Raw genomic sequence first — 20568 nt, 5'->3', positions numbered from 1 at the left:
GCCTGAGCCTGAGCCTGAGCCTGAGCCTGAGCCTGAGCCTGAGCCTGAGCCTGGTACAGCTCTGCACAAGGTCAGGTCATGCTGGTTAATTAAAGCACTGCGTGGATGGCCGCCAGACGCTTAAGCAGGCTGGCGGCACAGGCTCAGTCTTATCAGACGAGGCCGGTTTTTGCCTTCATCGCCTGCATCACCGCCGTTGGGTTCTGCTGATACTCGTGCAGACCGTTGGCGCGCAGGTGGCAGGCGGCGCATTCGCCACAACCGTCGCCTTTGACCGCGTTATAGCAGGTCAGGGTCTCATTACGCACCAGCGGCAGCTGCTGCCAGTAGTCGGCCAGCGCCCAGGTCTCCGCCTTGTTCAGCCACATCAGCGGCGTTTCAAAGCGCACCTCGCGGGCCATGCCCAGCGTGACCGCGTGGTTCAGCGCCTTCACAAACTCGTCGCGGCAGTCGGGATAGCCGGAAAAATCGGTTTCACAGACGCCGGTAATCACCGCTTCCGCTTCCACCTGATACGCGTAAACGGCGGCGAGGGTCAGGAACAGGATATTGCGCCCCGGCACAAAGGTGCTCGGCAGGCCGCTGGCGTCGGGATCGTAAGCCGGTACCGGGATGTTGTCGCGGGTCAGGCTGCTGACCGCCAGCTCGTTGAGCAGGGTGACGTCCAGCACCTTGTGCGCGCGTGCGCCGAGCTGCAGTGACAGCTGCTGCGCCACGTCGATCTCTGCGCGATGGCGCTGGCCGTAATCAAAGGTGACGCAGTGCACCTCGTCATACTGCTGTAACGCCTGAATCAGGCAGGTTGTTGAATCCTGCCCACCGCTGAATACCACTACTGCACGTTTCATACTGTTATCCCGTCTATTTTCTGCCGCTTAGTGTACTGCCTGCGTGAGCAGTTGGGTATTTTTTCGCGGCAGGCGGCCTGCCGGGTTTCGGCCCGCGGTACAGCGTGAGCAGCAGGCCAAGCAGGAACGGCAGCAGTAACATCAGCGACTCCTCGCTGACGCTGCTGCCGCTCATCTGGTTCTCAACGGCGATGGCAATCAACGGAAAAACCAGAAACACCAGCGAGGCCTGGAACGGGCGCGCGTTCTGCTGCAGAGCAAAGTAGCAGAGAATGCCGAACACCCCGGCGATGACCCCAAGCCACAGGATAGCCAGCAGCGCCTCGGGAGCCATATCTTGCCAGCGCGGTGACTCGGTCAGCCCGGCAAGCGTCAGCAGCACTCCGGCCCCCAGACAGGGCAGGGCGTTGTAGCTCAACACCGAAATACCGGCGCAGCGTTTTTTACACTGCACGTACATCACGGCGTGGATCAGCACCGCCGCGACCAGCGCCAGCATGCCCTTAATCTGGCTGCCGCCGCTGGCCTGGCTCTCATGCCACAGAATAGTGCTTAGCGCACCGGTGGCGATCAGCAGCCCCAGCAGCTGCTGCAGCGAGGTCCGCTCACGCAAAAAGATCAGCGAAGCGGCCAGCACCGCGGCCGGCATGGTAGCGAAGATAATCGCCGCCAGGCTGGAGGAAGTGTAGCGCTCTCCGTAAATCATCAGCGTAAAGGGAATGGCGAAGTAAAACAGCGTCACGCATAGCTGGAAGCCGCGCTGGCCTGCCGGAAACAGCAGCGGCGCCTTGCGCCAGCGCGCGAGCAGCAGCAGGATGGGTGCCGCGCAGAGAAAGCGCAGGCCGGTAGCAAAAACGGGCGGTACCGTCTGCACGGCAATTTTCATCGCCATCCAGGTGGTTCCCCAGGTCAGCGCCACGGCTGCAAACAGCAAGGCGATCAAAATTTGGCGTTTCAGTTGGCTGGTCATCACAGTCATCCTTGAGGTAAGAAGTCAGGAAACCAGATTAGCCAGGTAGCCGGGGAAAAGGTTACTATACTGATGCTCTGTTTTATTGCCTGTGGAGAAAATTATGCTACCAGAATCGCTGGATAAAAAAGACCGCATGCTACTAAACCTGCTTCAGAAGGATTGTACACTCTCTTTACAGGCGCTGGCCGATGCGGTCAGCCTGACCACCACTCCCTGCTGGAAACGCTTGAAAAGGCTGGAGGATGAGGGCTATATTCGCGGCCGGGTCGCGCTGCTGGACGGTGAAAAGCTCGGGCTGGGGCTGACGGCGTTTGTGGTGATAAAAACGCAGAACCATAGCAGCAGCTGGTTCCAGCAGTTTGTCGCGCTGGTGCAGGCGATGCCGGAAGTGATGGGCTTTTACCGCATGGCGGGCGAGTATGACTATCTGATGCGCGTTCAGGTGGCGGATATGAAAAGTTACGATGCGTTCTACAAGCGGCTGGTCAACGGTATTCCCGGACTTACCGATGTGACTTCGAGTTTTGCCATGGAAGAGATAAAATACACCACCGCGCTGCCGGTCGCCCCGTAGCAGGCTGCCGTTCCCCTTTTCCGGTCAATAATCAGGATGTTTTTGTGCGACTTTTTAGCCAACTGAGCTGGTATTTTCTGCGTGAATGGCGCCGCTATCTGGGCGCAGTGTTGCTGCTGATCCTCATCGCGCTGCTGCAGCTGCTGCCACCGCGGGTGGTCGGCACGCTGGTCGACGGCGTCAGCCACCAACAGATGGGCCGCAGCGAGGTGCTGTGGTGGATTGCGGTGATGCTGATTACTGCGGTGGTGGTCTATCTGCTGCGTTACGTCTGGCGGGTGCTGCTGTTCGGAGCCTCTTATCAGCTGGCCGTCGAGCTGCGCGAAGACTTCTACCGTCAGCTCAGCCGCCAGCATCCTGAATTTTATCTGCGCCACCGCACCGGCGATCTGATCGCCCGCGCTACCAACGACGTGGATCGCGTGGTGTTTGCCGCCGGAGAGGGGGTGCTGACGCTGGTCGACTCGCTGGTGATGGGCTGCGCGGTGCTGATCGTGATGAGTACGCAAATCAGCTGGCAGCTCACGCTGCTGGCGCTGCTGCCGATGCCGGTGATGGCGCTGGTGATTAAGCGTTACGGTGACCAGCTGCACCAGCGTTTTAAGCTGGCGCAGGCCGCCTTTTCGTCACTGAACGATCAAACTCAGGAGAGCCTGACCAGCATCCGCATGATCAAAGCGTTCGGACTGGAAGACCGCCAGTCGGCGCAGTTCGCCGGGATTGCCCGCGACACCGGCGAGAAAAACCTGCGCGTGGCGCGGGTGGATGCCCGCTTTGATCCGACCATCTACGTGGCGATCGGCTTGTCTAACCTGCTGGCGATCGGCGGCGGTTGCTGGATGGTCTGGCACGGCAGCCTGACGCTCGGGCAGCTGACCAGCTTTGTTATGTACCTCGGGCTGATGATCTGGCCGATGCTGGCGCTGGCCTGGATGTTCAACATCGTTGAACGCGGCAGCGCCGCCTGGAGCCGCATCCAGTCGCTGCTGGCCGAAGCGCCGACCGTCACCGACGGCAGCGAAGTGGTGCCGGCCGGGCGCGGTCCACTGCAGATAGCTATGCGGGAATTTACCTATCCCGGGGCGAAAATCCCGGCTCTGCACGCGGTGACCACTCGCCTGCAGCCCGGCCAGATGCTCGGCCTGTGCGGCCCGACCGGTGCCGGGAAAAGTACCCTGCTGAGTCTGATTCAGCGCCATTTTGATAGCGATCAGGGGGAGATCCGCTATCACGATATTCCGCTGCCCCGGCTGCAGCTGGACGGCTGGCGTAGCCGGCTGGCGGTAGTCAGCCAGACGCCGTTCCTGTTCTCGGACACCGTAGCTAACAATATTGCCCTTGGCCGCCCCGGTGCGACGCAGAGCGACATCGAACAGGCCGCCAGGCTCGCCTCGGTGCATGATGACATTCTGCGCCTGCCGGGCGGCTATGAAACCGAAGTCGGCGAGCGTGGCGTGATGCTCTCCGGTGGCCAGAAGCAGCGCATTTCGATCGCCCGCGCGCTGCTGCTGGATGCGGAAATTTTGCTGCTGGACGACGCGCTGTCGGCGGTTGATGGGCGCACCGAGCACCAGATCCTGCACAACCTGCACAGCTGGGGGCAGGGCCGTACGGTGATTATCAGCGCCCACCGGCTGTCGGCCCTGACCGAAGCCAGCGAAATTCTGGTCCTGCAACAGGGTAGGGTGGTCCAGCGTGGCGATCACCTGCAGCTGAGCGGTGAAGCCGGCTGGTATCGCGATATGTACCGCTATCAGCAGCTGGAAGCGGCGCTGGATGATGATGAAACCGAACAGGGGAACACAGATGGCGAGTAGCGCTCAGCTTTGGCCTACGCTGAAACGGCTGCTGGCCTACGGCGCACCGTGGCGTAAATCGCTCGGCCTCGCGGTGGGCATGCTGTGGATCGCGGCGGCGGCAGAGGTGCTTGGCCCGGTACTGGTCAGCTACTTTATTGACAATATGGTGGCGAAGCATCAGATGCCGCTGGGGCTGGCCGCCGGGCTGGTGGCCTGTTATCTGTTGCTGCAGTTGCTGGCGGCGGGGCTGCACTATGCGCAGGCGCTGCTGTTCAACCGGGCGGCGGTGGGGGTGGTCCAGCGTCTGCGCACCGACGTGATGGATGCCGCGCTGCGCCAGCCGCTGAGCGCGTTTGACACGCAACCGGTGGGCCAGATTATCTCCCGCGTCACTAACGATACCGAAGTGGTGCGCGATCTCTACGTCACCGTGGTGGCCACCGTGCTGCGCAGCGCAGCGCTGGTCGGGGCGATGCTGGTGGCGATGTTCAGCCTCGACTGGCGAATGGCGCTGGTGGCGATCGCTATTTTCCCGGCGGTACTGATAGTGATGCTGATTTACCAGCGCTACAGCACGCCGATCGTGCGGCGGGTGCGCAGCTACCTGGCAGACATCAACAACGGTTTTAACGAAGTGATTAACGGCATGAGCGTGATCCAGCAGTTCCGCCAGCAGGCGCGCTTTGGTGAACGGATCGGCGGCGCCAGCCGCTCGCACTACCTGGCCCGCATGCAGACGCTGAAGCTGGATGGGTTTCTGCTGCGCCCGCTGCTCAGCCTGTTCTCGGCGATGATCCTCTGTGGCCTGATGCTGCTGTTCGGCTTTTCGTCAGCCGGTTCGATTGAGGTGGGCGTACTGTACGCGTTTATCAATTATCTTGGCCGCCTGAACGAGCCGCTAATCGAACTGACCACCCAGCAGTCAATGCTGCAACAGGCGGTGGTCGCCGGTGAACGTATTTTTGAACTGATGGACGCGCCGCGCCAGCCTTATGGTGACGATACGCGGCCGCTGAACAGCGGACGCATTGATATCGAGGGGCTGACCTTTGCTTATCAGCCCGGACGACCGGTGCTGCATGATATCGATTTGCAGGTCGAAGGGCGGCATTTTGTCGCGCTGGTCGGGCACACCGGCAGCGGCAAAAGCACCCTCGCCAGCCTGCTGATGGGCTACTATCCGCTGGAGCAGGGCGACATTCGCCTCGACGGCCGTCCGCTCGCCTCCCTCAGCCACGGCGTGCTGCGCGATGGCGTGGCGATGGTGCAGCAGGATCCGGTGGTGCTGGCGGACACCTTCTTCGCTAACGTTACCCTCGGGCGTGATATCAGTGAGGAGGCGGTGTGGCAGGCGCTGGAAACGGTGCAGCTGGCGACGCTGGCCCGCAGCATGCCCGGGGGGATCCACAGCCGGCTGGGCGAGCAGGGCAACAACCTGTCGGTGGGGCAGAAGCAGCTGCTGGCGCTGGCACGGGTGCTGGTGGCCACCCCTAAAATTCTGATCCTCGATGAAGCCACGGCCAATATTGACTCCGGTACCGAACAGGCGATTCAGAGCGCACTGCGGGCGGTGCGGCGGCACACCACGCTGGTGGTCATCGCCCACCGGCTTTCCACTATCACCGAAGCCGACACCATTCTGGTGCTGCATCGCGGGCAGGCCGTGGAGCGAGGCAGCCATGAGCAGCTGCTGGCTGCCGAAGGACGTTACTGGCAGATGTATCAGCTGCAGCTGGCCGGTGAAGAGCTGGCGGCCGCTAACGCCCTGTGAGGGGGCGTTGGCGTTGCACCATCAGCAGGCGAAAAAATAGCCATTACCCCATCAATGCACTGGTCTAAAGCATAACGCACCGTTCTGGTGCGTTTTTTTTGAGCAACTGACTCAGTGACGCATTCTCTCCGCCGCCATAGACCCTGACCAGGCTGTTTGCTACGCCCAATCCTCCAGATATTTCTGATTTTCAACTGTTGGCATAGCCTTTGCTTAGTTAAAAGCGTGTCTGACAAACAAACAATTTCTAATTGCCGGAGGGGATCGAATGAAACTGGTTACCGTGGTCATCAAACCGTTCAAGCTGGAAGACGTCCGGGAAGCGCTGTCGTCTATCGGCATTCAGGGGCTGACCGTTACCGAAGTAAAAGGGTTTGGCCGTCAGAAAGGGCATGCGGAGCTGTATCGTGGCGCAGAGTACAGCGTGAACTTCCTGCCGAAAGTGAAAATTGACGTGGCGATCGCTGACGATCAGATTGATGAAGTGGTTGATGTGATCAGCAAAGCGGCCTACACCGGCAAAATCGGCGACGGTAAGATCTTCGTTGCCGAGCTGCAGCGGGTGATCCGCATCCGTACCGGTGAAACCGACGAAGCCGCCCTGTAAGTCCTGGCTAAACATTGTGATGGGAAAAGATAAAATGAAAAAACTTGCTCAGTTTGGCCTTGCCGGCATCGCCGCGTTACCGTCGCTGGCCTTCGCCGCCGCTCCGGCGGTTGCGGACAAAGCGGACAACGCCTTTATGATGATTTGCACCGCGCTGGTGCTGTTTATGACTATACCCGGCATTGCGCTGTTTTACGGCGGCCTGATCCGTGCCAAGAACGTACTGTCACTACTGACCCAGGTGGCGATGACTTTTGCTATCGTCTGCGTGCTGTGGCTGGTTTACGGTTACTCCCTCGCCTTCAGCGAAGGGAACGCCTTCTTCGGCAGCTTTAACTGGGCAATGCTGAAAGGCATCACGCCGACGGAAGTGATGGGGTCTTACTATCAGTACATCCACGTGGCTTTCCAGGCTTCATTTGCCTGTATCACCGTGGGCCTGATCGTTGGCGCTATCGCCGAACGTATTCGCTTCTCAGCCCTGCTGATCTTTGTGGTGATCTGGCTGACCTTCGCCTACCTGCCGATTGCGCACATGGTGTGGGCGGGTGGTTACCTGGCGCTGGACGGCGCGCTGGACTTCGCCGGCGGTACCGTCGTGCACATTAACGCCGCGGTGGCTGGTCTGGTTGGTGCCTATCTGCTGGGTAAACGTGCCGGGTTTGGTAAAGAAGCCTTCAAGCCGCACAACCTGCCGATGGTGTTCACCGGTACGGCGATCCTTTACTTTGGCTGGTTCGGTTTCAACGCTGGCTCTGCCGGTACCGCTAACGAAATCGCCGGCCTGGCGTTCCTCAATACCGTTATCGCTACCGCCGGCGCAATGCTGAGCTGGACCTTTGGTGAGTGGGCGCTGCGCGGTAAGCCTTCACTGCTGGGCGTCAGCTCCGGTGTGATTGCGGGTCTGGTGGGCATTACCCCGGCCTGTGGTTATGTCGGCGTGGGCGGTGCGCTGATTATCGGTGTGGTCGCTGGCCTGGGCGGCATCTGGGGCGTCACCACCCTGAAGAAATGGCTGCGCGTGGATGACCCATGCGACGTGTTCGGTGTGCACGGCGTCTGCGGTATTATCGGCTGCCTGCTGACCGGCGTATTCGCCTCCTCCTCTCTGGGCGGCGTCGGTTATGCGGAAGGCGTGACCATGGGCCATCAGGTGTGGGTACAGCTGTTCAGCGTGCTGGTCACCATCGTCTGGACCGCGGTCGTCGCCTTTATCGGTTTCAAAGTGGCAGACATGATTGTTGGATTGCGCGTGCCGGAAGAGCAGGAGCGTGAAGGTCTGGACGTCAACAGCCACGGCGAGAATGCCTACAACCAGTAAGTTTTCTCATGCAGTAACGTGATTGAAAAGAAGGGTAGTGCGCTAAAATAATAAGCATGACGGCGGGCCGAGTGGCCCGCCTTTTTTTTGCTTTACGGCTGGCGCTGGCGGATCACGCCCTCCTGCACGGTTGAGGCAACCAGCGTGCCCTGCTGATTGTAGAATTCTCCGCGCACAAACCCGCGGGCGGCGGAAGCGGAGGTACTCTCAATGCTGTACAGCAGCCAGTCGTTGAGATCGAAAGGCCGGTGGAACCACATTGAGTGATCGATGGTGGCCACCTGCATACCCGGCTCCAGGAAGCCTTTGCCATGCGGCTGGAGGGAAACCGGCAGGAAGTTGGAATCCGACACATAGCCAAGCAGGTATTGATGGATGCGGCTGTCCTGCGGCATCGGGCCGTTGGCGCGGATCCACAGCTGGCGTACCGGTTCATCCACATGCCCCTGCAGCGGATTATGGAAGGTCACCGGACGGATCTCGAACGGCTTCTCCGCGAGGAATTTATCGCGCATGCTGGCCGGGATCAGATGCGCCAGACGGGTAGCAATCTCATGCTCGGAGGGCAGGTTGTCCGGGCCGCTAACCACAGGCATGGTTTTCTGATGCTCGAAACCGCTTTCCGGCCCCTGGAACGAGGCGGTCATATAGAAGATCGGTTTGCCGTTCTGCACGGCTTTCACCCGGCGGGCGCTAAAACTCTGCCCGTCACGCAGGTTTTCCACATCGTAGATTATTGCCTTCTGGCTGTCGCCGGGGCGCAGAAAATAGCTGTGAAACGAGTGGATGCTGCGTTCGGGCGGCACGGTCTGCTTGGCCGCGTACAGCGCCTGTCCGACCACCTGGCCACCGAATACCTGGCGCAGACCCAGATCTTCACTTTGCCCGCGGAACAACCCTTCTTCCAGGCTTTCCAGATTCAGCAGATTTAACAGATTTTGTAACGCCAGGCTCATAGACGGCTTCCTCAGTAGTCGGATCGCTGACAGTTTGCGAGATCCGACCAGTTAGCGTCAACGATTGTTTGTGGCAATTGGCGGTCCTGAGTGAAATGTAACAAACGGGAGGTCTCCAGGAAATTTTCAGCAACTTGTGCCAGAATTAAATTCAGAAGAACAGCTATGATCTGTTTTCACGCGGCAGTATGCGCCGCAGGCATTGATTTAAGGAGAAACTATCAATGAAACTCTGGCATGTAGTTAGCACCGCTGCGCTGGTCGCGGCTATCGCGGGTTGTGCAGATAAAAGCAGGGATATTGCAACACCGACGCTGGGATCTCAGGTTCAGGGACAGCAGACGGCAATTCAACAGCCTAACGTGAGCGGTACGGTGTGGATCCGCCAAAAGATTGCGCTGCCGCCGAACGCGGTGCTTACCGTAACCCTGTCGGACGCGTCGCTGGCGGATGCACCGTCTAAGGTGCTCTCACAGCAGGTTAACCGTACGGATGGCAAACAGGCCCCGTTCCAGTTTGTACTGCCGTTTAACCCGGCGGAGATCCAGCCTAACGCGCGCATTCTGCTGAGTGCTGCGGTCACCGTTGACGGTAAAATGGTATTTATCACCGACAACGTGAAGCAGGTGATCACCAGCGGTGGCACCCGTCAGGATCTGACGCTGGTTCCGGTGCCGTCCGTACCTGTCAACACCCAGAGTGGGGCGACGTCCACCGTGCCAACGACTTCCCCGACCATGCTGACCCCGTCGTCCGCCGTTCCGGCCCCGACATCGCTGTAATCCATCGCGGCTAACGCCTTATTGCAACGCCCCTGATGGGGCGTTTTTTTATGGCTGCCAGCGGAAGCGGTGCAAATCAATAATACCGTCCGCCGATACCTCAACGCCTTCCTCCATTAGTGCCTGGCGCTGCCGGTTGAGGTCGTCACCTGCCAGCGAAATGGCGCCATTGCGGTTAACCACGCGGTACCAGGGGAGTTTACTGCCTGCAGGCAAACGTTTCAGCACGCCACCGACCTGACGCGCAGCGCGCGGGGATCCGGCCAGATGGGCAATCTCACCGTAGGTTGTCACCCGGCCGAAAGGAATAGCGGCCACAATTTGATAGACACGGTGTTGAAAGCTGTCGTGGGGGGCGGTCATGACACGATTCTCATGGTGGAAACAACAGCAACGATAAACCATCGCCTGCGGCTACGCCAGGCTACCCTGAAGTAATAACGCGCAACCTAAGGATGAATCGCGGTTAATTGCGCAAGAAAACAACGGTCATCCGGGGCTGGCTTGCAATTGCCGGGGGTATCATTGATAATGCCTGCGCTTCGGTTATCCGGGGCACTCAATGGGGGCCCTGTTGGTTCTCCCGCAATGCTAATTTGTGAACTCGGTCAGGTCCGGAAGGAAGCAGCCGTAACAGATGACGCGTGTGCCGGGATGTAGCTGGCAGGGCCCCCACCCAATTCTGCCTTGCCAGCCTGTTGTCACTCTCTGCCTGGCGTCCGCCTCAGCGAACAAACTTCCATACCGCGACGGGTATTTTGTCGTACAGCTTATTCATGGTGAGTTCAGCCAGACGATGGTCAGCCGCTGAATAAAATACCGCCAGTTCATCGTCCGTTAATTCGTACTTGTTCTTTTCAATCACGCGTTCCAGCGTATCAATCGAACGGCAGCGTCGCAGACGCATCAGATAATCAGTTTTTGTTAACATTTTGTCAGTCATTATTAAACCGTAAAAAAGAGTAGGGAGTTGCTAGAAAGAGTGGCTAGGTTGTATCTGGCCGGCTGCTGCGTCTTCTGCAAAAATGCTTAACAGTCGTTTAGCCGATTTTTGCCAGCGCTGCAAATCCTGAACATTAATGCCATAGTTGCTGAACAACATAAAGGTATCGTCGAGAAACTCATCAATCTGACTAATCAGAAGATGCTCTTCCACATGCTTGATTTTGTAATTCACTGTAAATGCAGCAATATGTTCAATCAGCTCGTTAAGCTGTAAATTGGTTGCTGAAGTGGGATCATTAACCCAGCCGTGATGACTGTCACCCAATGTTGCCATGCTTTCATCGTACAGGTTTTCACATAAGAATTTCAGCTGGGCAATATCATGCCTTTTCGGTGAGTATTCGTCCATCGTTTTCCCCTCCGCAGCGAGCGAAACATGCCGTTTAACAGAGCTTTTAAACAGGTTATGGCAGGAAGTGATAATTACTGCATTTTTAATGCGGCTGAAACAACAGCATTAAAAGGTTGAACAAAACACGAATCATTACAGTTCTTCAGACATCGTGCTGCGATCGTCGTCGATAAAATCAAAGGTCATCGCATTCGCCTGGCAGGTAACGTTGACCGAAAAGTTGGTCAATTCCTCTGCATCAATATCGAGACAGCCGTTAAACAGGTTCCAGCGAAAGCTGTAATTCATTTTATATCGCGTCTGGTCGATCGGTTCCAGCGAAATAATTTTTATACTATTTGGAACATAATGCGCATCAGATGAATACCATGCAAGTGAACCGATCAAATCGTTCTCAATTTTGGGAATAATCTGTTCGATTTCCTGCTTTAATTCTAGCGGGGTTCTTGGGGTTTGACGATATTCTAATGGTAAAGTTCTGTGCATTTTCCCTCCTGAAGGTTAATTTTTACTAATACCCCTCGACGTTTAATTTGGCAATATCCTGAGCATTGTCGGCTCGGTGCCAGCCTATCTTAATGATTTAACACTCGATTATCGGCTGCGGCCTGGCGATTTTTGTGGGGGATTATTCACTTACTTGAATAGAGTTAATACTACTCCATTCGGCATCGTAGCAGACGCAATGAAATAACTGGATACATTTTTATCTTTCCTCCGCGTCCCACAAGGGCGTACATTATTGTTATGTTATAACATATTAATCTGACTCTGACATGAACCGACCCCCTTTCTTTATGCGTTTCGGCACGCTACTCAGCGCCCCGGCCTGGGCTCGCGCCGTAATGATGTTGATCGTTGTTCTGGTGCTGGTGCTGGCGACCCGTTGGGCGGGCGCCCAGTGATTCTCTTAAACAGTCTGATGGTGGGCTACCAGCGTCAGGCAGTTGCGCCGGCGTTGAGCGGTGAGTTTATCCGCGGAAGTATGACCGCGCTGGTCGGCGCTAACGGCAGCGGCAAGTCATCGCTGCTGAAAACGCTGTGCGGCATGCTGCCGCCGGTCAGCGGTTCTCTGAACTTTACCGGTTCCCGTCCGCAGATTGCCTGGCTGCCACAGCAGGCCGACATCGAAAAAAGCGTGCCCTTAACCGTTTTCGACCTGGTGGCCATGGGGTTCTGGCATCGCTGCGGCTGGTTTGGCGGCATCAGCCGCGCACAGCGTGAGCAGGTGATGCAGGCGCTGCAGCAGGTCAGAATGACCGCGTTTGCCGGAGCGTCACCGGCGACGCTTTCCGGGGGACAACTGCAGCGGATACTGTTTGCCCGTCTGCTGATCCAGGATGCCGAACTGCTGTTGCTGGATGAACCCTTCAGCGGCGTCGACAGCGACACCGTCGCCCTGCTGCTGACGCTGCTGGCCGAGCGCCACCGCGCGGGATGTACGCTGATCGTGGTGCTGCATGATATGGCAACCGTGGCTGAGCATTTTCCGCAGGTGTTGAGGCTGCATAGCGATCGCGGCGAATGGCGCAGCCGCGATGACGGCAGCAGCGGTGTACGCCCGGTGGCGCGCGGAGGGGCCTGCGCATGATGCTGATCCAGCCGTTCATCGAGTTCGGGTTTATGCGCCGCGCGCTGGTCGCCTGCGTGGCCCTGTCACTCAGCGCCACGCCGCTTGGTGTCTTTCTGCTGCTGCGACGTATGAGCCTGGTCGGCGACGCGTTGTCGCACGCGGTGCTACCCGGTGCCGCTATTGGCTACCTGATCTCCGGGCTGTCGCTGGTGGCGATGGGCGTGGGGGGCGCGATTGCCGGACTGACGGTAGCGCTGCTCTCCGGCGCGGTTAGCCGCTTTACCCCGCTGCGTGAAGATGCCAGCTTTGCCGGGTTTTACCTGGGATCGCTGGCGCTGGGCGTCACCCTGGTCTCGCTACGCGGCTCCAGCGTTGACCTGCTGCACGTGCTGTTTGGTTCCCTGCTGGCGGTTGATACCCCCTCCATCGAACTGGTCAGCGGCATCAGCAGCTTGACGCTGCTGGCGCTGGCGCTGATCTACCGCCCGCTGGTGATTGACGTGTTTGATCCGACCTTTCTGCGGGCGCAGGGGCGCTGGACTCCGGCGCTGGTACATGGCGTTTTTCTGCTGCTGGTGGTGATTAATCTGGTGGCCGGTTTCCAGGTGCTGGGCACCCTGATGAGCGTAGGGCTGATGATGTTACCGGCGGCCAGCGCCCGTTTCTGGAGCCGTCATCTCTCCGGTACCCTGGCCGCCGCCATGATGCTGGCGGTCACCGCCAGCATCGGCGGTCTGTATGCCTCATTCTGGCTCTCTTTACCTGCCGGCCCGGCGGTGGTGCTGGGGGCGGCGCTGCTGTTCTTTATTTCCATTTTATTTGGACCCTGCGGCGGCATTCTGACCGCGCGCGGTATCCTGTTTAAGGCAAAGGAGTAAACATGAAAAAATTACCAATCGTGATGGCGCTGTCTGCAGCGTTAATTGCCCCGGGCGTGATGGCGAAAACCGTGCAGGTGGTCGCCAGCTTTACCGTGCTGGCGGACATCGTAAAAAACGTCGGCGGTGAACACGTGGCGGTGAAGAGCCTGGTCGGCCCGAACGGCGATCCGCACAGCTTCGAACCGACGCCGAAGGACAGCCAGGCGCTGGCGCGCGCTGATTTAGTGGTGGTCAGTGGGCTGGGGCTGGAAGGGTGGATGGATCGCCTGATTAACGCCTCAGGCTATAAAGGCAGGACGCTGGTGGCATCAACCGGGATTGATACGCGAAAAATGGAAGAGGATGGCCAGACCATCACCGATCCCCACGCCTGGAACAGCATGCAAAACGGCGTTGTCTACGCGACTAACGTGATGAACGCCCTGATTGCCGCCGATCCGGACGATGCGGCGGCGATCCGTAAAAGCGGGCAGGCCTATATTCAGCAACTGCAACAGCTGGACAGCTGGGCGCAGCAGACGCTGGCCGCGGTGCCGCAGCAGCAACGTAAGGTGCTGACCAGCCACGATGCGTTTGGCTACTTCGGCCAGCGCTACGGCGTCAGCTTCCTCTCCCCGGTGGGCTTCTCTACTGAATCTGAAGCCAGCGCGTCTGACGTGGCCGGGCTGATTACCCAGCTGAAGAAAGAGCATATTCACACCTACTTTATCGAGAACCAGACCGATCCGCGTCTGGTGCAGCAGATCGCGTCGGCGACCGGGGCGAAGTCCGGCGGCGAGCTCTATCCTGAAGCCCTGAGCGAAAAAGGAGGAAAAGCCGACAGCTATGTGGCGGCGTTTAAGCACAACGTCAATGCTATGGTCGCGGGCATGAAGTAAGCGCAGAGGGCGGCTCAGAAGGCCGCCCCTGTTTGATCGGAAAGCCTCCCCGTTGCCTGAACCTGCCTCGTCTGCCCCATAAAAAAAGGGGGAAGCTTACGCTTCCCCCTTTGCGATGACGACATGGCTTTGCAATCAACGTTGTTTTTTAACCCTGTACCGCTTTAAAGCGTGGGTTACTTTTGCAGATCACAAATACGCGGCCGTGGCGGCGGACGATTTTGCAATCTTTGTGGCGCTTTTTGGCCGAAGCCAGAGAACTTAATACCTGCATGATCGGATCCTTATTTTTTCATCGCGCCAAGAAAACCGCCAAACCGCTGGCTGAAGCGTGCGGCGCTGCCTTCTTTAGCAAACTCTTTCTGTTTACCGGTGTAGTAAACATGTGAGGCGGAAGAGACGTCCAGCGGCACGTAGGGCATCTCTTTACCGTCGTGCTGGACGGTACGGTCAGTTTTAATGGTGGAACCCACCACGAAGTAAGCATCGGCGGTGGTGTCATGGAACACCACCTGGCGGTAGGCAGGATGGATACCCTGTTTCATTGGTCACTCCACATTGTGTGTTATGTTATACTATAACAATAGTATGCGCCGCCCGACAGGTAATTGCAACCCCTCGTCATCGGCGTATTTACCCTGCACGACAAAAAAGACCGCTGTTTTCGGGCCAAAAAAAAGAGGCCGCAAAAGCGGCCTCTCAGTCAAAGCGACGGACAACGGTTACGGATGCTTCACCGGATGGCTGTGCTCAATGTCTTCTTTATTCTTGCTAAAGCGGCGGCGAACCACCACAAAGAACACTGGCACGAAGAAGATCGCCAGCACGGTCGCGGTCACCATCCCGCCCATTACGCCAGTACCGACGGCGTTCTGCGCGCCAGAGCCGGCGCCGGTGCTGATGGTCAGCGGCAGTACCCCGAGGATAAACGCCAGTGAGGTCATCAGGATCGGACGCAGGCGCATACGCACGGCTTCCAGCGTCGCCTCAACCAGACCTTTACCTTCCTTCTCCATCAGGTCCTTGGCGAACTCGACGATCAGGATGGCGTTCTTCGCCGATAGCCCTATGGTGGTGAGTAGCCCGACCACGAAGTAGACGTCGTTACTCAGGCCACGCAGCGTGGTAAAGATCAGCGCACCAACTACCCCGAGCGGTACCACCAGCATCACCGAGAACGGAATCGACCAGCTCTCGTACAGCGCTGCCAGGCACAGGAATACCACAATCAGCGAGATGGCATACAGCGCCGGAGCCTGGTTACCGGACAGGCGTTCCTGATAGGACATACCGGTCCACTGGTAGCCGATACCGGTAGGCAGTTTGCCGGCCAGTTGCTCCATCAGGTTCATGGCATCGCCGGAGCTCTTGCCCGGGCCCGGCTGGCCTAACAGCTCCATTGAAGGCAGGCCGTTATAGCGTTCCAGACGCGGAGAACCGTAGATCCACTTACCGGTGGCGAAGGTATCGAAGGAGACCATCTCACCGCTGCTGGAGCGGACATACCAGTTACCGATATCTTTCGGCAGCATACGGTACGGCGCTTCACCCATCACGTAGACTTTTTTCACGCGGCCGCGGTCAATAAAGTCATTAACGTACGAACCACCCCAAGTCGAACGCAGCGTGGTGTTAATATCGGACAGCGATACCCCCATCGCCTGCGCTTTTTCCTGATCGATAGTCAGTTTGTACTGTGGCGTATCTTCCAGACCGTTCGGACGCACGCCGACCAGCGTATCCGGATGCTCGGCAATCATGCCCAGCAGCTGGTTACGCGCTGCGGTCAGCTTCTCATGGCCAAGGCCACCCTGGTCGACCAGCTGGAAGTCGAAACCGGTCGCCGTGCCCAGCTCGATAATCGCCGGCAGGTTGAACGGAATCACCATCGCATCGCGGATCGACGACAGCGCACCAAATGCCCGTCCGGCAATCGCCGGGACTTTATTCTCGGCACCTGGTCGGTCTTCCCACGGTTTCAGGCTGACAAAGGCGATACCGGTGTTCTGACCACGACCCGCGAAGCCAAAGCCGTTTACGGTAAACACGGAGTTTACGGTGGCTTTTTCTTTGTTCAGGTAGTAGTCGGTCACCTGATCCAGCACCTTCTGGGTACGCTCCTGCGTCGCACCCGCTGGCAGCTGGGCCATGGTCAGGAACACACCCTGATCTTCTTCCGGCAGGAAGGAGGAGGGCAGGCGCATAAACAGTACCGCCATGCCCACCACGATCAGCAGATAGAGAACCAGGTAGCGGCCGGTGCTGCGAATGATATGGCCCACGCTATCGGTATAGTGATGGGTACTCTTATCAAACATGCGGTTGAACCAGCCGAAGAAACCGGTGGTTTTACCGTGGTCGCCTTTAGCAATCGGCTTCAGCATGGTGGCACAGAGCGCCGGGGTCAGCACCAGGGCGACAATCACCGACAGCACCATCGCTGAAACAATGGTGATCGAGAACTGACGGTAGATAACCCCGGTCGAGCCGCCGAAGAAGGCCATCGGGATAAATACCGCAGACAGCACCAGGGCAATACCGACCAGCGCGCCCTGAATCTGATCCATCGACTTACGGGTAGCTTCTTTTGGCGGCAGGCCCTCTTCGGCCATCACACGCTCAACGTTCTCCACCACCACGATGGCGTCATCAACCAATAGCCCGATTGCCAGCACCATACCAAACATGGTCAGGGTGTTTATCGAGTAACCAAAGGCGCTGATAATGGCAAAGGTGCCCAGCAGTACCACCGGTACCGCAATGGTCGGGATCAGCGTAGCGCGGAAGTTCTGCAGGAACAGATACATTACCAGGAACACCAGCACGATCGCTTCAACGAGGGTTTTCACCACTTCGTTAATGGAGATCTGCACGAATGGCGTGGTGTCGTACGGGTAAACTACCTTCAGCCCTGACGGGAAGAAAGGTTCCAGTTTGGTCAGTTCAGCCTTCACCGCGGCAGCGGTGTCCAGTGCGTTAGCACCGGTAGCCAGCTTGATGCCGAGTCCGGAAGCCGGTTTGCCATTGTAACGGGCAATAATGTCGTAGTTTTCACCCCCCAGCTCAATGTGCGAGACGTCTTTCAGCAACACGCGGGAACCGTCGGTGTTCACCTTCAACAGGATCTTACCGAACTCTTCTGCCGAGGTCAGACGGGTCTGCGCAATGATCGAGGCGTTCAGCTGCTGGCCGGCAACCGGAGGTGACCCACCGAGCTGACCCGCCGCCACCTGGGCGTTCTGAGTATTAATTGCGGCGATCACGTCGACCGGGGTCAGCGAGTAGTTGTTCAGCTTGTGCGGATCCATCCAGATACGCATCGCGTACTGCGAACCAAACAGCTGGGTATCACCCACGCCAAGCACGCGGCTGATCGGATCTTTAATGTTCGAACCGACATAGTCCGCGATGTCATTCTGGGTCATGGTACCGTCATCGTTGATGAAGCCGGCCACCATCAGGAAGCTGCTGGAGGATTTTTTAACCTGAATCCCCTGTTGCTGTACTTCCTGCGGCAGCAGCGTCATCGCCAGCTGCAGTTTGTTCTGCACCTGCACCTGGGCGATATCGGCGTTGGTCCCGGACTCGAAGGTCAGCGTAAGCTGCAGCGATCCGCTGGAGTCACTGGCTGAGCTCATGTACATCAGACCGTCGATGCCGTTCATGTTCTGTTCAATAACCTGCGTGACCGAGTCCTGCAGGGTTTTTGCATCGGCACCTGGGTAGTTTGCCGTGACCTCAATCGCCGGTGGAGCAACGTTAGGATATTGCTCGATCGGCAGTTTAAGAATCGACAACGCACCCGCCAGCATAATAATGATGGCGATTACCCAGGCAAAGATGGGGCGATCGATAAAAAACTTAGCCATGAATCAGTGGCTCCTGTTAAGACTTCGGTTGTTCAGACTGCGCCTGAGGCTTGGATGCATCCGCTTTAGCGCCGTCTTCGCTCACTTCCTGTGGCGTGACTGCCGCGCCTGGCTTCACGCGTTGCAGGCCGGAAACGATCACTTTGTCACCGTCTTTCAGCCCGCCGGTCACCAGCCACTTGTCGCCAATCGCCTGGTCAGCGGTCAGGTTACGCACTTCAACCTTGTTATCCGCGCCTACCACCATTGCCGTTGCCTGGCCGGTCGGGGTACGGGTCACGCCCTGCTGTGGAACCAGCAGCGCATTCGGGTTGGTGCCTTCTTCCAGACGCGCACGCACGAACATGCCCGGCAGCAGGCTGTGATCCGGGTTAGGGAACACGGCACGCAGGGTGATAGAACCGGTCGTTTCGTCGACGGTCACATCAGAGAATTCTAATGTACCGCTCTGCGCGAACTCGTTACCATTCTGCATCAACAGTTTGACCTGAGCCTTGCCGTTAGCCTGCTGCAGCGTACCGGCGTTCAGTTCATCACGCAGGCGCATAAATTCTTCGCTGGACTGGGTGACGTCAACGTAGATCGGGTCAAGTTGCTGTACTGTAGCCAGCGCGTTGGTCTGACCGCTCTGCACCAGGGCGCCTTCGGTGACCGATGACTTACCTACGCGTCCGCTAATCGGAGAGGTGACTTTGGTGTACGCAAGGTTAATACGTGCCGTTTCCACAGCGGCCTGTGCGGCCTGAACGGCGGCAGCAGTCTGGCTCTGGGTGGCCGCAGCCGTATCGTAATCCTGCTGACTGATGTACTTGGTGCCCAGCAGCGGCTTGTAGCGTTTGACGGTTAAGGCAGCAATCTGTGCGTTGGCCTGCGCCTGGGCGAGGTCGCCTTTCGCACTGGCGTAGGCGGCCTGATAGGTTGCCGGATCAATCTGATAAAGTGACTGGCCGGCCTGGATATCACTGCCTTCAACGAAGTTACGTTTCAGAATAATACCGGAGACCTGTGGGCGCACTTCCGCGATGCGGAATGACGACGTGCGGCCTGGCAGATCGGTGGTAATAGTAAGTGGAGCACTTTTCAGCGTGACGATACCGACTTCAGGCGCCTGGCCCTGACCGCCTTGTTGTCCCTCATTTTTATTGTCACATCCTGTTAGCATTAAGCTGCCTGAGAGAATCAGAACGGCCGCCAGAGGCGTTAACCCTCTGTTTTTGTTCATAAATAAACCTCGTGTCCGGTATCAAATGTCCAGTGGATCACAAACGCACAAAGCCATGCTGCGTTTAAATTATGGTCGTGCTATGGTACATACATTCGGAAATGTATGTAAATCTGGCATTTTGTAAAAGTCACCCCTATGGCACGAAATACCAAACAGCAGGCGCAGGAAACACGCAATCACATCATCGATGCGGCGATTGAGCGCTTTTCAGAACATGGCGTATCAAAAACGTCACTCGCTGATATCGCGGCAGCCGCTGGGGTTACGCGGGGTGCCATTTACTGGCATTTTAAAAATAAAACCGATTTACTGAATGAAATCTGGGCGCAGTCCGAGTCGGTGATGGCCGAGCTGGAACTTGAGTATTATGCAAAATACCCGGCAGATCCACTGTCTGTTATGCGTTCAATGATTATCTATGTGCTTGATGCCGCAGCCACCGACCCGCGCAGGCGGGCGCTGATGGAAATTATCTATCATAAGTGTGAGTTTGTCGGTGAAATGACCACCCTGCAACTGATGCAGCAGAACCTCTATCTGGAGTGTTATGAGAAGATAGAAGAGGTTTTACAGGCCTGTATTGTCGCCGGGCTGCTGCCCGCCAACCTCAACACCCGGCTGGCGGCGATCGTAATGCGTGGGTACATCAGCGGCATTATGGAAAACTGGTTGTTTATGCCGGACAGCTACGACCTCGCGGCTGAAGTGCCGAAACTTGTGGATACGCTGATTGAGATGCTGATGCATTGCCCGACGCTGCAACTGCCGGGTGGCCGTTAGCATGCCGGGCTGCTCAACGCCCGTTGGCCCCCGGCCACACAGCAAACGTTTTAACAAGCATCCGCCAGCCGGTTGCAGCCCGGCCTGAGTGAGGCCCTGTCATCCACTTAATATGGCTGGTGAACAGGATCTGTACGTAAGCAGTAATCCTGACTGACAGCCCCGGCAGTTATTGGTCACTCGGCAGCAACGGCTGTGTAGCAACCTTACGCTCAAAATCTCTTTTGACAATTTCCAGCGCCGCCAGCACCGTTGCCGGTGCGATCTGGTTTTCTTCCAGCAACATAATCAAATCGACGGCCAGTCTTACCTCTTGAGGTGCGGTTTCCAGTGACATCGCTTCTCCTTTTTTTCAGTAATCAGGTGACAGGGAA

The 20568-nt window shown here is 57.6% G+C and carries 23 protein-coding genes and 1 other RNA gene; 12 read left to right on the top strand and 12 right to left on the bottom strand.

What is annotated here, in order from left to right; translation table 11 throughout:
* Nucleotides 1-152: 152 nt before the first annotated feature.
* The gene (queC, locus tag NV64_RS13445; RefSeq protein WP_101506097.1) at nucleotides 153-848 is read right to left on the bottom strand and encodes a 7-cyano-7-deazaguanine synthase QueC; all 696 of its coding nucleotides are present in this window, start codon (nucleotides 846-848) and stop codon (nucleotides 153-155) included.
* A 13-nt stretch (nucleotides 849-861) separates the two neighbouring features.
* On the bottom strand, nucleotides 862-1818 hold the full coding sequence (locus NV64_RS13440) for a DMT family transporter (protein WP_369878888.1): 957 nt from the start codon (nucleotides 1816-1818) through the stop codon (nucleotides 862-864).
* A gap of 103 nt (nucleotides 1819-1921) precedes the next feature.
* Between NV64_RS13440 and NV64_RS13435 the strand changes: the two genes are divergently transcribed.
* The 5 genes from NV64_RS13435 (at nucleotide 1922) to amtB (ending at nucleotide 7893) form a co-directional block, all read left to right on the top strand.
* Complete coding sequence (locus tag NV64_RS13435; RefSeq protein ID WP_056240509.1) at nucleotides 1922-2395, top strand: Lrp/AsnC family transcriptional regulator; 474 nt, start codon at nucleotides 1922-1924, stop codon at nucleotides 2393-2395.
* A gap of 44 nt (nucleotides 2396-2439) precedes the next feature.
* Entirely contained in the window at nucleotides 2440-4212 is a 1773-nt protein-coding gene (locus NV64_RS13430; protein WP_101506095.1) for a SmdA family multidrug ABC transporter permease/ATP-binding protein, read from the top strand.
* On the top strand, nucleotides 4202-5965 hold the full coding sequence (locus NV64_RS13425; RefSeq protein WP_101506094.1) for a SmdB family multidrug efflux ABC transporter permease/ATP-binding protein: 1764 nt from the start codon (nucleotides 4202-4204) through the stop codon (nucleotides 5963-5965). Before NV64_RS13430 ends, NV64_RS13425 begins: the two co-directional genes overlap by 11 nt.
* Nucleotides 5966-6233: 268 nt before the next feature.
* Nucleotides 6234-6572, top strand: coding sequence for a P-II family nitrogen regulator (gene glnK / locus NV64_RS13420; protein ID WP_056240502.1), 339 nt, complete (start codon nucleotides 6234-6236; stop codon nucleotides 6570-6572).
* Nucleotides 6573-6606: 34 nt separating this feature from the next.
* Nucleotides 6607-7893 (top strand): ammonium transporter AmtB, encoded by a 1287-nt coding sequence (gene amtB / locus NV64_RS13415; protein ID WP_056240580.1) that lies wholly within the window; start codon nucleotides 6607-6609, stop codon nucleotides 7891-7893.
* A gap of 92 nt (nucleotides 7894-7985) precedes the next feature.
* Here the strand turns inward: amtB and tesB are convergent, their stop codons facing one another.
* Entirely contained in the window at nucleotides 7986-8849 is an 864-nt protein-coding gene (gene tesB / locus NV64_RS13410) for an acyl-CoA thioesterase II (protein ID WP_056240499.1), read from the bottom strand.
* Between the two features lie 224 nt (nucleotides 8850-9073).
* Between tesB and NV64_RS13405 the strand changes: the two genes are divergently transcribed.
* Complete coding sequence (locus tag NV64_RS13405; RefSeq protein ID WP_056240487.1) at nucleotides 9074-9631, top strand: YbaY family lipoprotein; 558 nt, start codon at nucleotides 9074-9076, stop codon at nucleotides 9629-9631.
* Nucleotides 9632-9679: 48 nt separating this feature from the next.
* Here the strand turns inward: NV64_RS13405 and NV64_RS13400 are convergent, their stop codons facing one another.
* Nucleotides 9680-9994, bottom strand: coding sequence for an MGMT family protein (locus NV64_RS13400; protein WP_056240485.1), 315 nt, complete (start codon nucleotides 9992-9994; stop codon nucleotides 9680-9682).
* A 209-nt stretch (nucleotides 9995-10203) separates the two neighbouring features.
* Here NV64_RS13400 and ffs point away from each other — a divergent pair.
* Nucleotides 10204-10300: signal recognition particle sRNA small type (ffs, locus tag NV64_RS13395), an RNA gene on the top strand.
* A 55-nt stretch (nucleotides 10301-10355) separates the two neighbouring features.
* On the opposite strand, the gene NV64_RS13390 is transcribed toward ffs, so the two are convergent.
* From NV64_RS13390 to NV64_RS13380, 3 genes are all read right to left on the bottom strand, one after another.
* Nucleotides 10356-10574 carry an HHA domain-containing protein gene (locus tag NV64_RS13390; protein ID WP_056240482.1) on the bottom strand — a complete coding sequence of 73 codons (219 nt, stop codon included), beginning with the start codon at nucleotides 10572-10574 and terminating at the stop codon, nucleotides 10356-10358.
* A gap of 30 nt (nucleotides 10575-10604) precedes the next feature.
* Nucleotides 10605-10985: an Hha toxicity modulator TomB gene (gene tomB, locus NV64_RS13385; RefSeq protein WP_056240478.1), complete on the bottom strand. Its 381-nt coding sequence runs from the start codon at nucleotides 10983-10985 to the stop codon at nucleotides 10605-10607.
* Between the two features lie 135 nt (nucleotides 10986-11120).
* A complete protein-coding gene (locus NV64_RS13380; protein ID WP_056240476.1) occupies nucleotides 11121-11474 on the bottom strand; it encodes a hypothetical protein in 354 nt (117 codons plus the stop codon).
* A gap of 290 nt (nucleotides 11475-11764) precedes the next feature.
* Here NV64_RS13380 and NV64_RS24365 point away from each other — a divergent pair, with 290 nt between their 5' ends.
* From NV64_RS24365 to NV64_RS13365, 4 genes are read left to right on the top strand one after another with little or no spacing between them, the layout of a single operon-like run.
* Nucleotides 11765-11893, top strand: coding sequence for a hypothetical protein (locus tag NV64_RS24365; protein ID WP_255354469.1), 129 nt, complete (start codon nucleotides 11765-11767; stop codon nucleotides 11891-11893).
* Complete coding sequence (locus tag NV64_RS13375; protein ID WP_082502388.1) at nucleotides 11890-12579, top strand: metal ABC transporter ATP-binding protein; 690 nt, start codon at nucleotides 11890-11892, stop codon at nucleotides 12577-12579. The genes NV64_RS24365 and NV64_RS13375 overlap by 4 nt, the downstream gene beginning before the upstream one ends.
* Nucleotides 12576-13439 carry a metal ABC transporter permease gene (locus tag NV64_RS13370; RefSeq protein ID WP_056240473.1) on the top strand — a complete coding sequence of 288 codons (864 nt, stop codon included), beginning with the start codon at nucleotides 12576-12578 and terminating at the stop codon, nucleotides 13437-13439. Before NV64_RS13375 ends, NV64_RS13370 begins: the two co-directional genes overlap by 4 nt.
* Nucleotides 13440-13441: 2 nt before the next feature.
* Entirely contained in the window at nucleotides 13442-14320 is an 879-nt protein-coding gene (locus NV64_RS13365) for a metal ABC transporter substrate-binding protein (protein WP_056240471.1), read from the top strand.
* A gap of 148 nt (nucleotides 14321-14468) precedes the next feature.
* Here NV64_RS13365 and ykgO read toward each other — a convergent pair whose 3' ends face one another.
* The 4 genes from ykgO to NV64_RS13345 all read right to left on the bottom strand — a co-directional run bounded on the left by ykgO (nucleotide 14469) and on the right by NV64_RS13345 (nucleotide 19411).
* Nucleotides 14469-14594 carry a type B 50S ribosomal protein L36 gene (gene ykgO, locus NV64_RS13360; protein WP_056240468.1) on the bottom strand — a complete coding sequence of 42 codons (126 nt, stop codon included), beginning with the start codon at nucleotides 14592-14594 and terminating at the stop codon, nucleotides 14469-14471.
* A 10-nt stretch (nucleotides 14595-14604) separates the two neighbouring features.
* On the bottom strand, nucleotides 14605-14865 hold the full coding sequence (locus NV64_RS13355) for a type B 50S ribosomal protein L31 (RefSeq protein WP_056240465.1): 261 nt from the start codon (nucleotides 14863-14865) through the stop codon (nucleotides 14605-14607).
* 177 nt (nucleotides 14866-15042) lie between these two features.
* A complete protein-coding gene (acrB, locus tag NV64_RS13350) occupies nucleotides 15043-18189 on the bottom strand; it encodes a multidrug efflux RND transporter permease subunit AcrB (RefSeq protein WP_056240462.1) in 3147 nt (1048 codons plus the stop codon).
* 16 nt (nucleotides 18190-18205) lie between these two features.
* Entirely contained in the window at nucleotides 18206-19411 is a 1206-nt protein-coding gene (locus NV64_RS13345; protein ID WP_056240456.1) for an efflux RND transporter periplasmic adaptor subunit, read from the bottom strand.
* Nucleotides 19412-19549: 138 nt separating this feature from the next.
* On the opposite strand from NV64_RS13345, the gene acrR reads away from it, so the two are divergent.
* Nucleotides 19550-20194, top strand: coding sequence for a multidrug efflux transporter transcriptional repressor AcrR (gene acrR, locus NV64_RS13340; protein WP_056240453.1), 645 nt, complete (start codon nucleotides 19550-19552; stop codon nucleotides 20192-20194).
* 169 nt (nucleotides 20195-20363) lie between these two features.
* Here the strand turns inward: acrR and rsmS are convergent, their stop codons facing one another.
* Nucleotides 20364-20531, bottom strand: a complete 168-nt coding sequence (gene rsmS / locus NV64_RS13335; protein WP_072166442.1) for a pleiotropic regulatory protein RsmS — start codon at nucleotides 20529-20531, stop codon at nucleotides 20364-20366.
* Nucleotides 20532-20568: the final 37 nt, after the last annotated feature.

It is taken from the genome of Erwinia sp. B116 (genome assembly GCF_002865965.1).
GTDB lineage: Bacteria > Pseudomonadota > Gammaproteobacteria > Enterobacterales > Enterobacteriaceae > Erwinia.
Note: the sequence above shows the minus strand (reverse complement) of the source record. Positions and strands in the feature narration are given on the sequence as shown.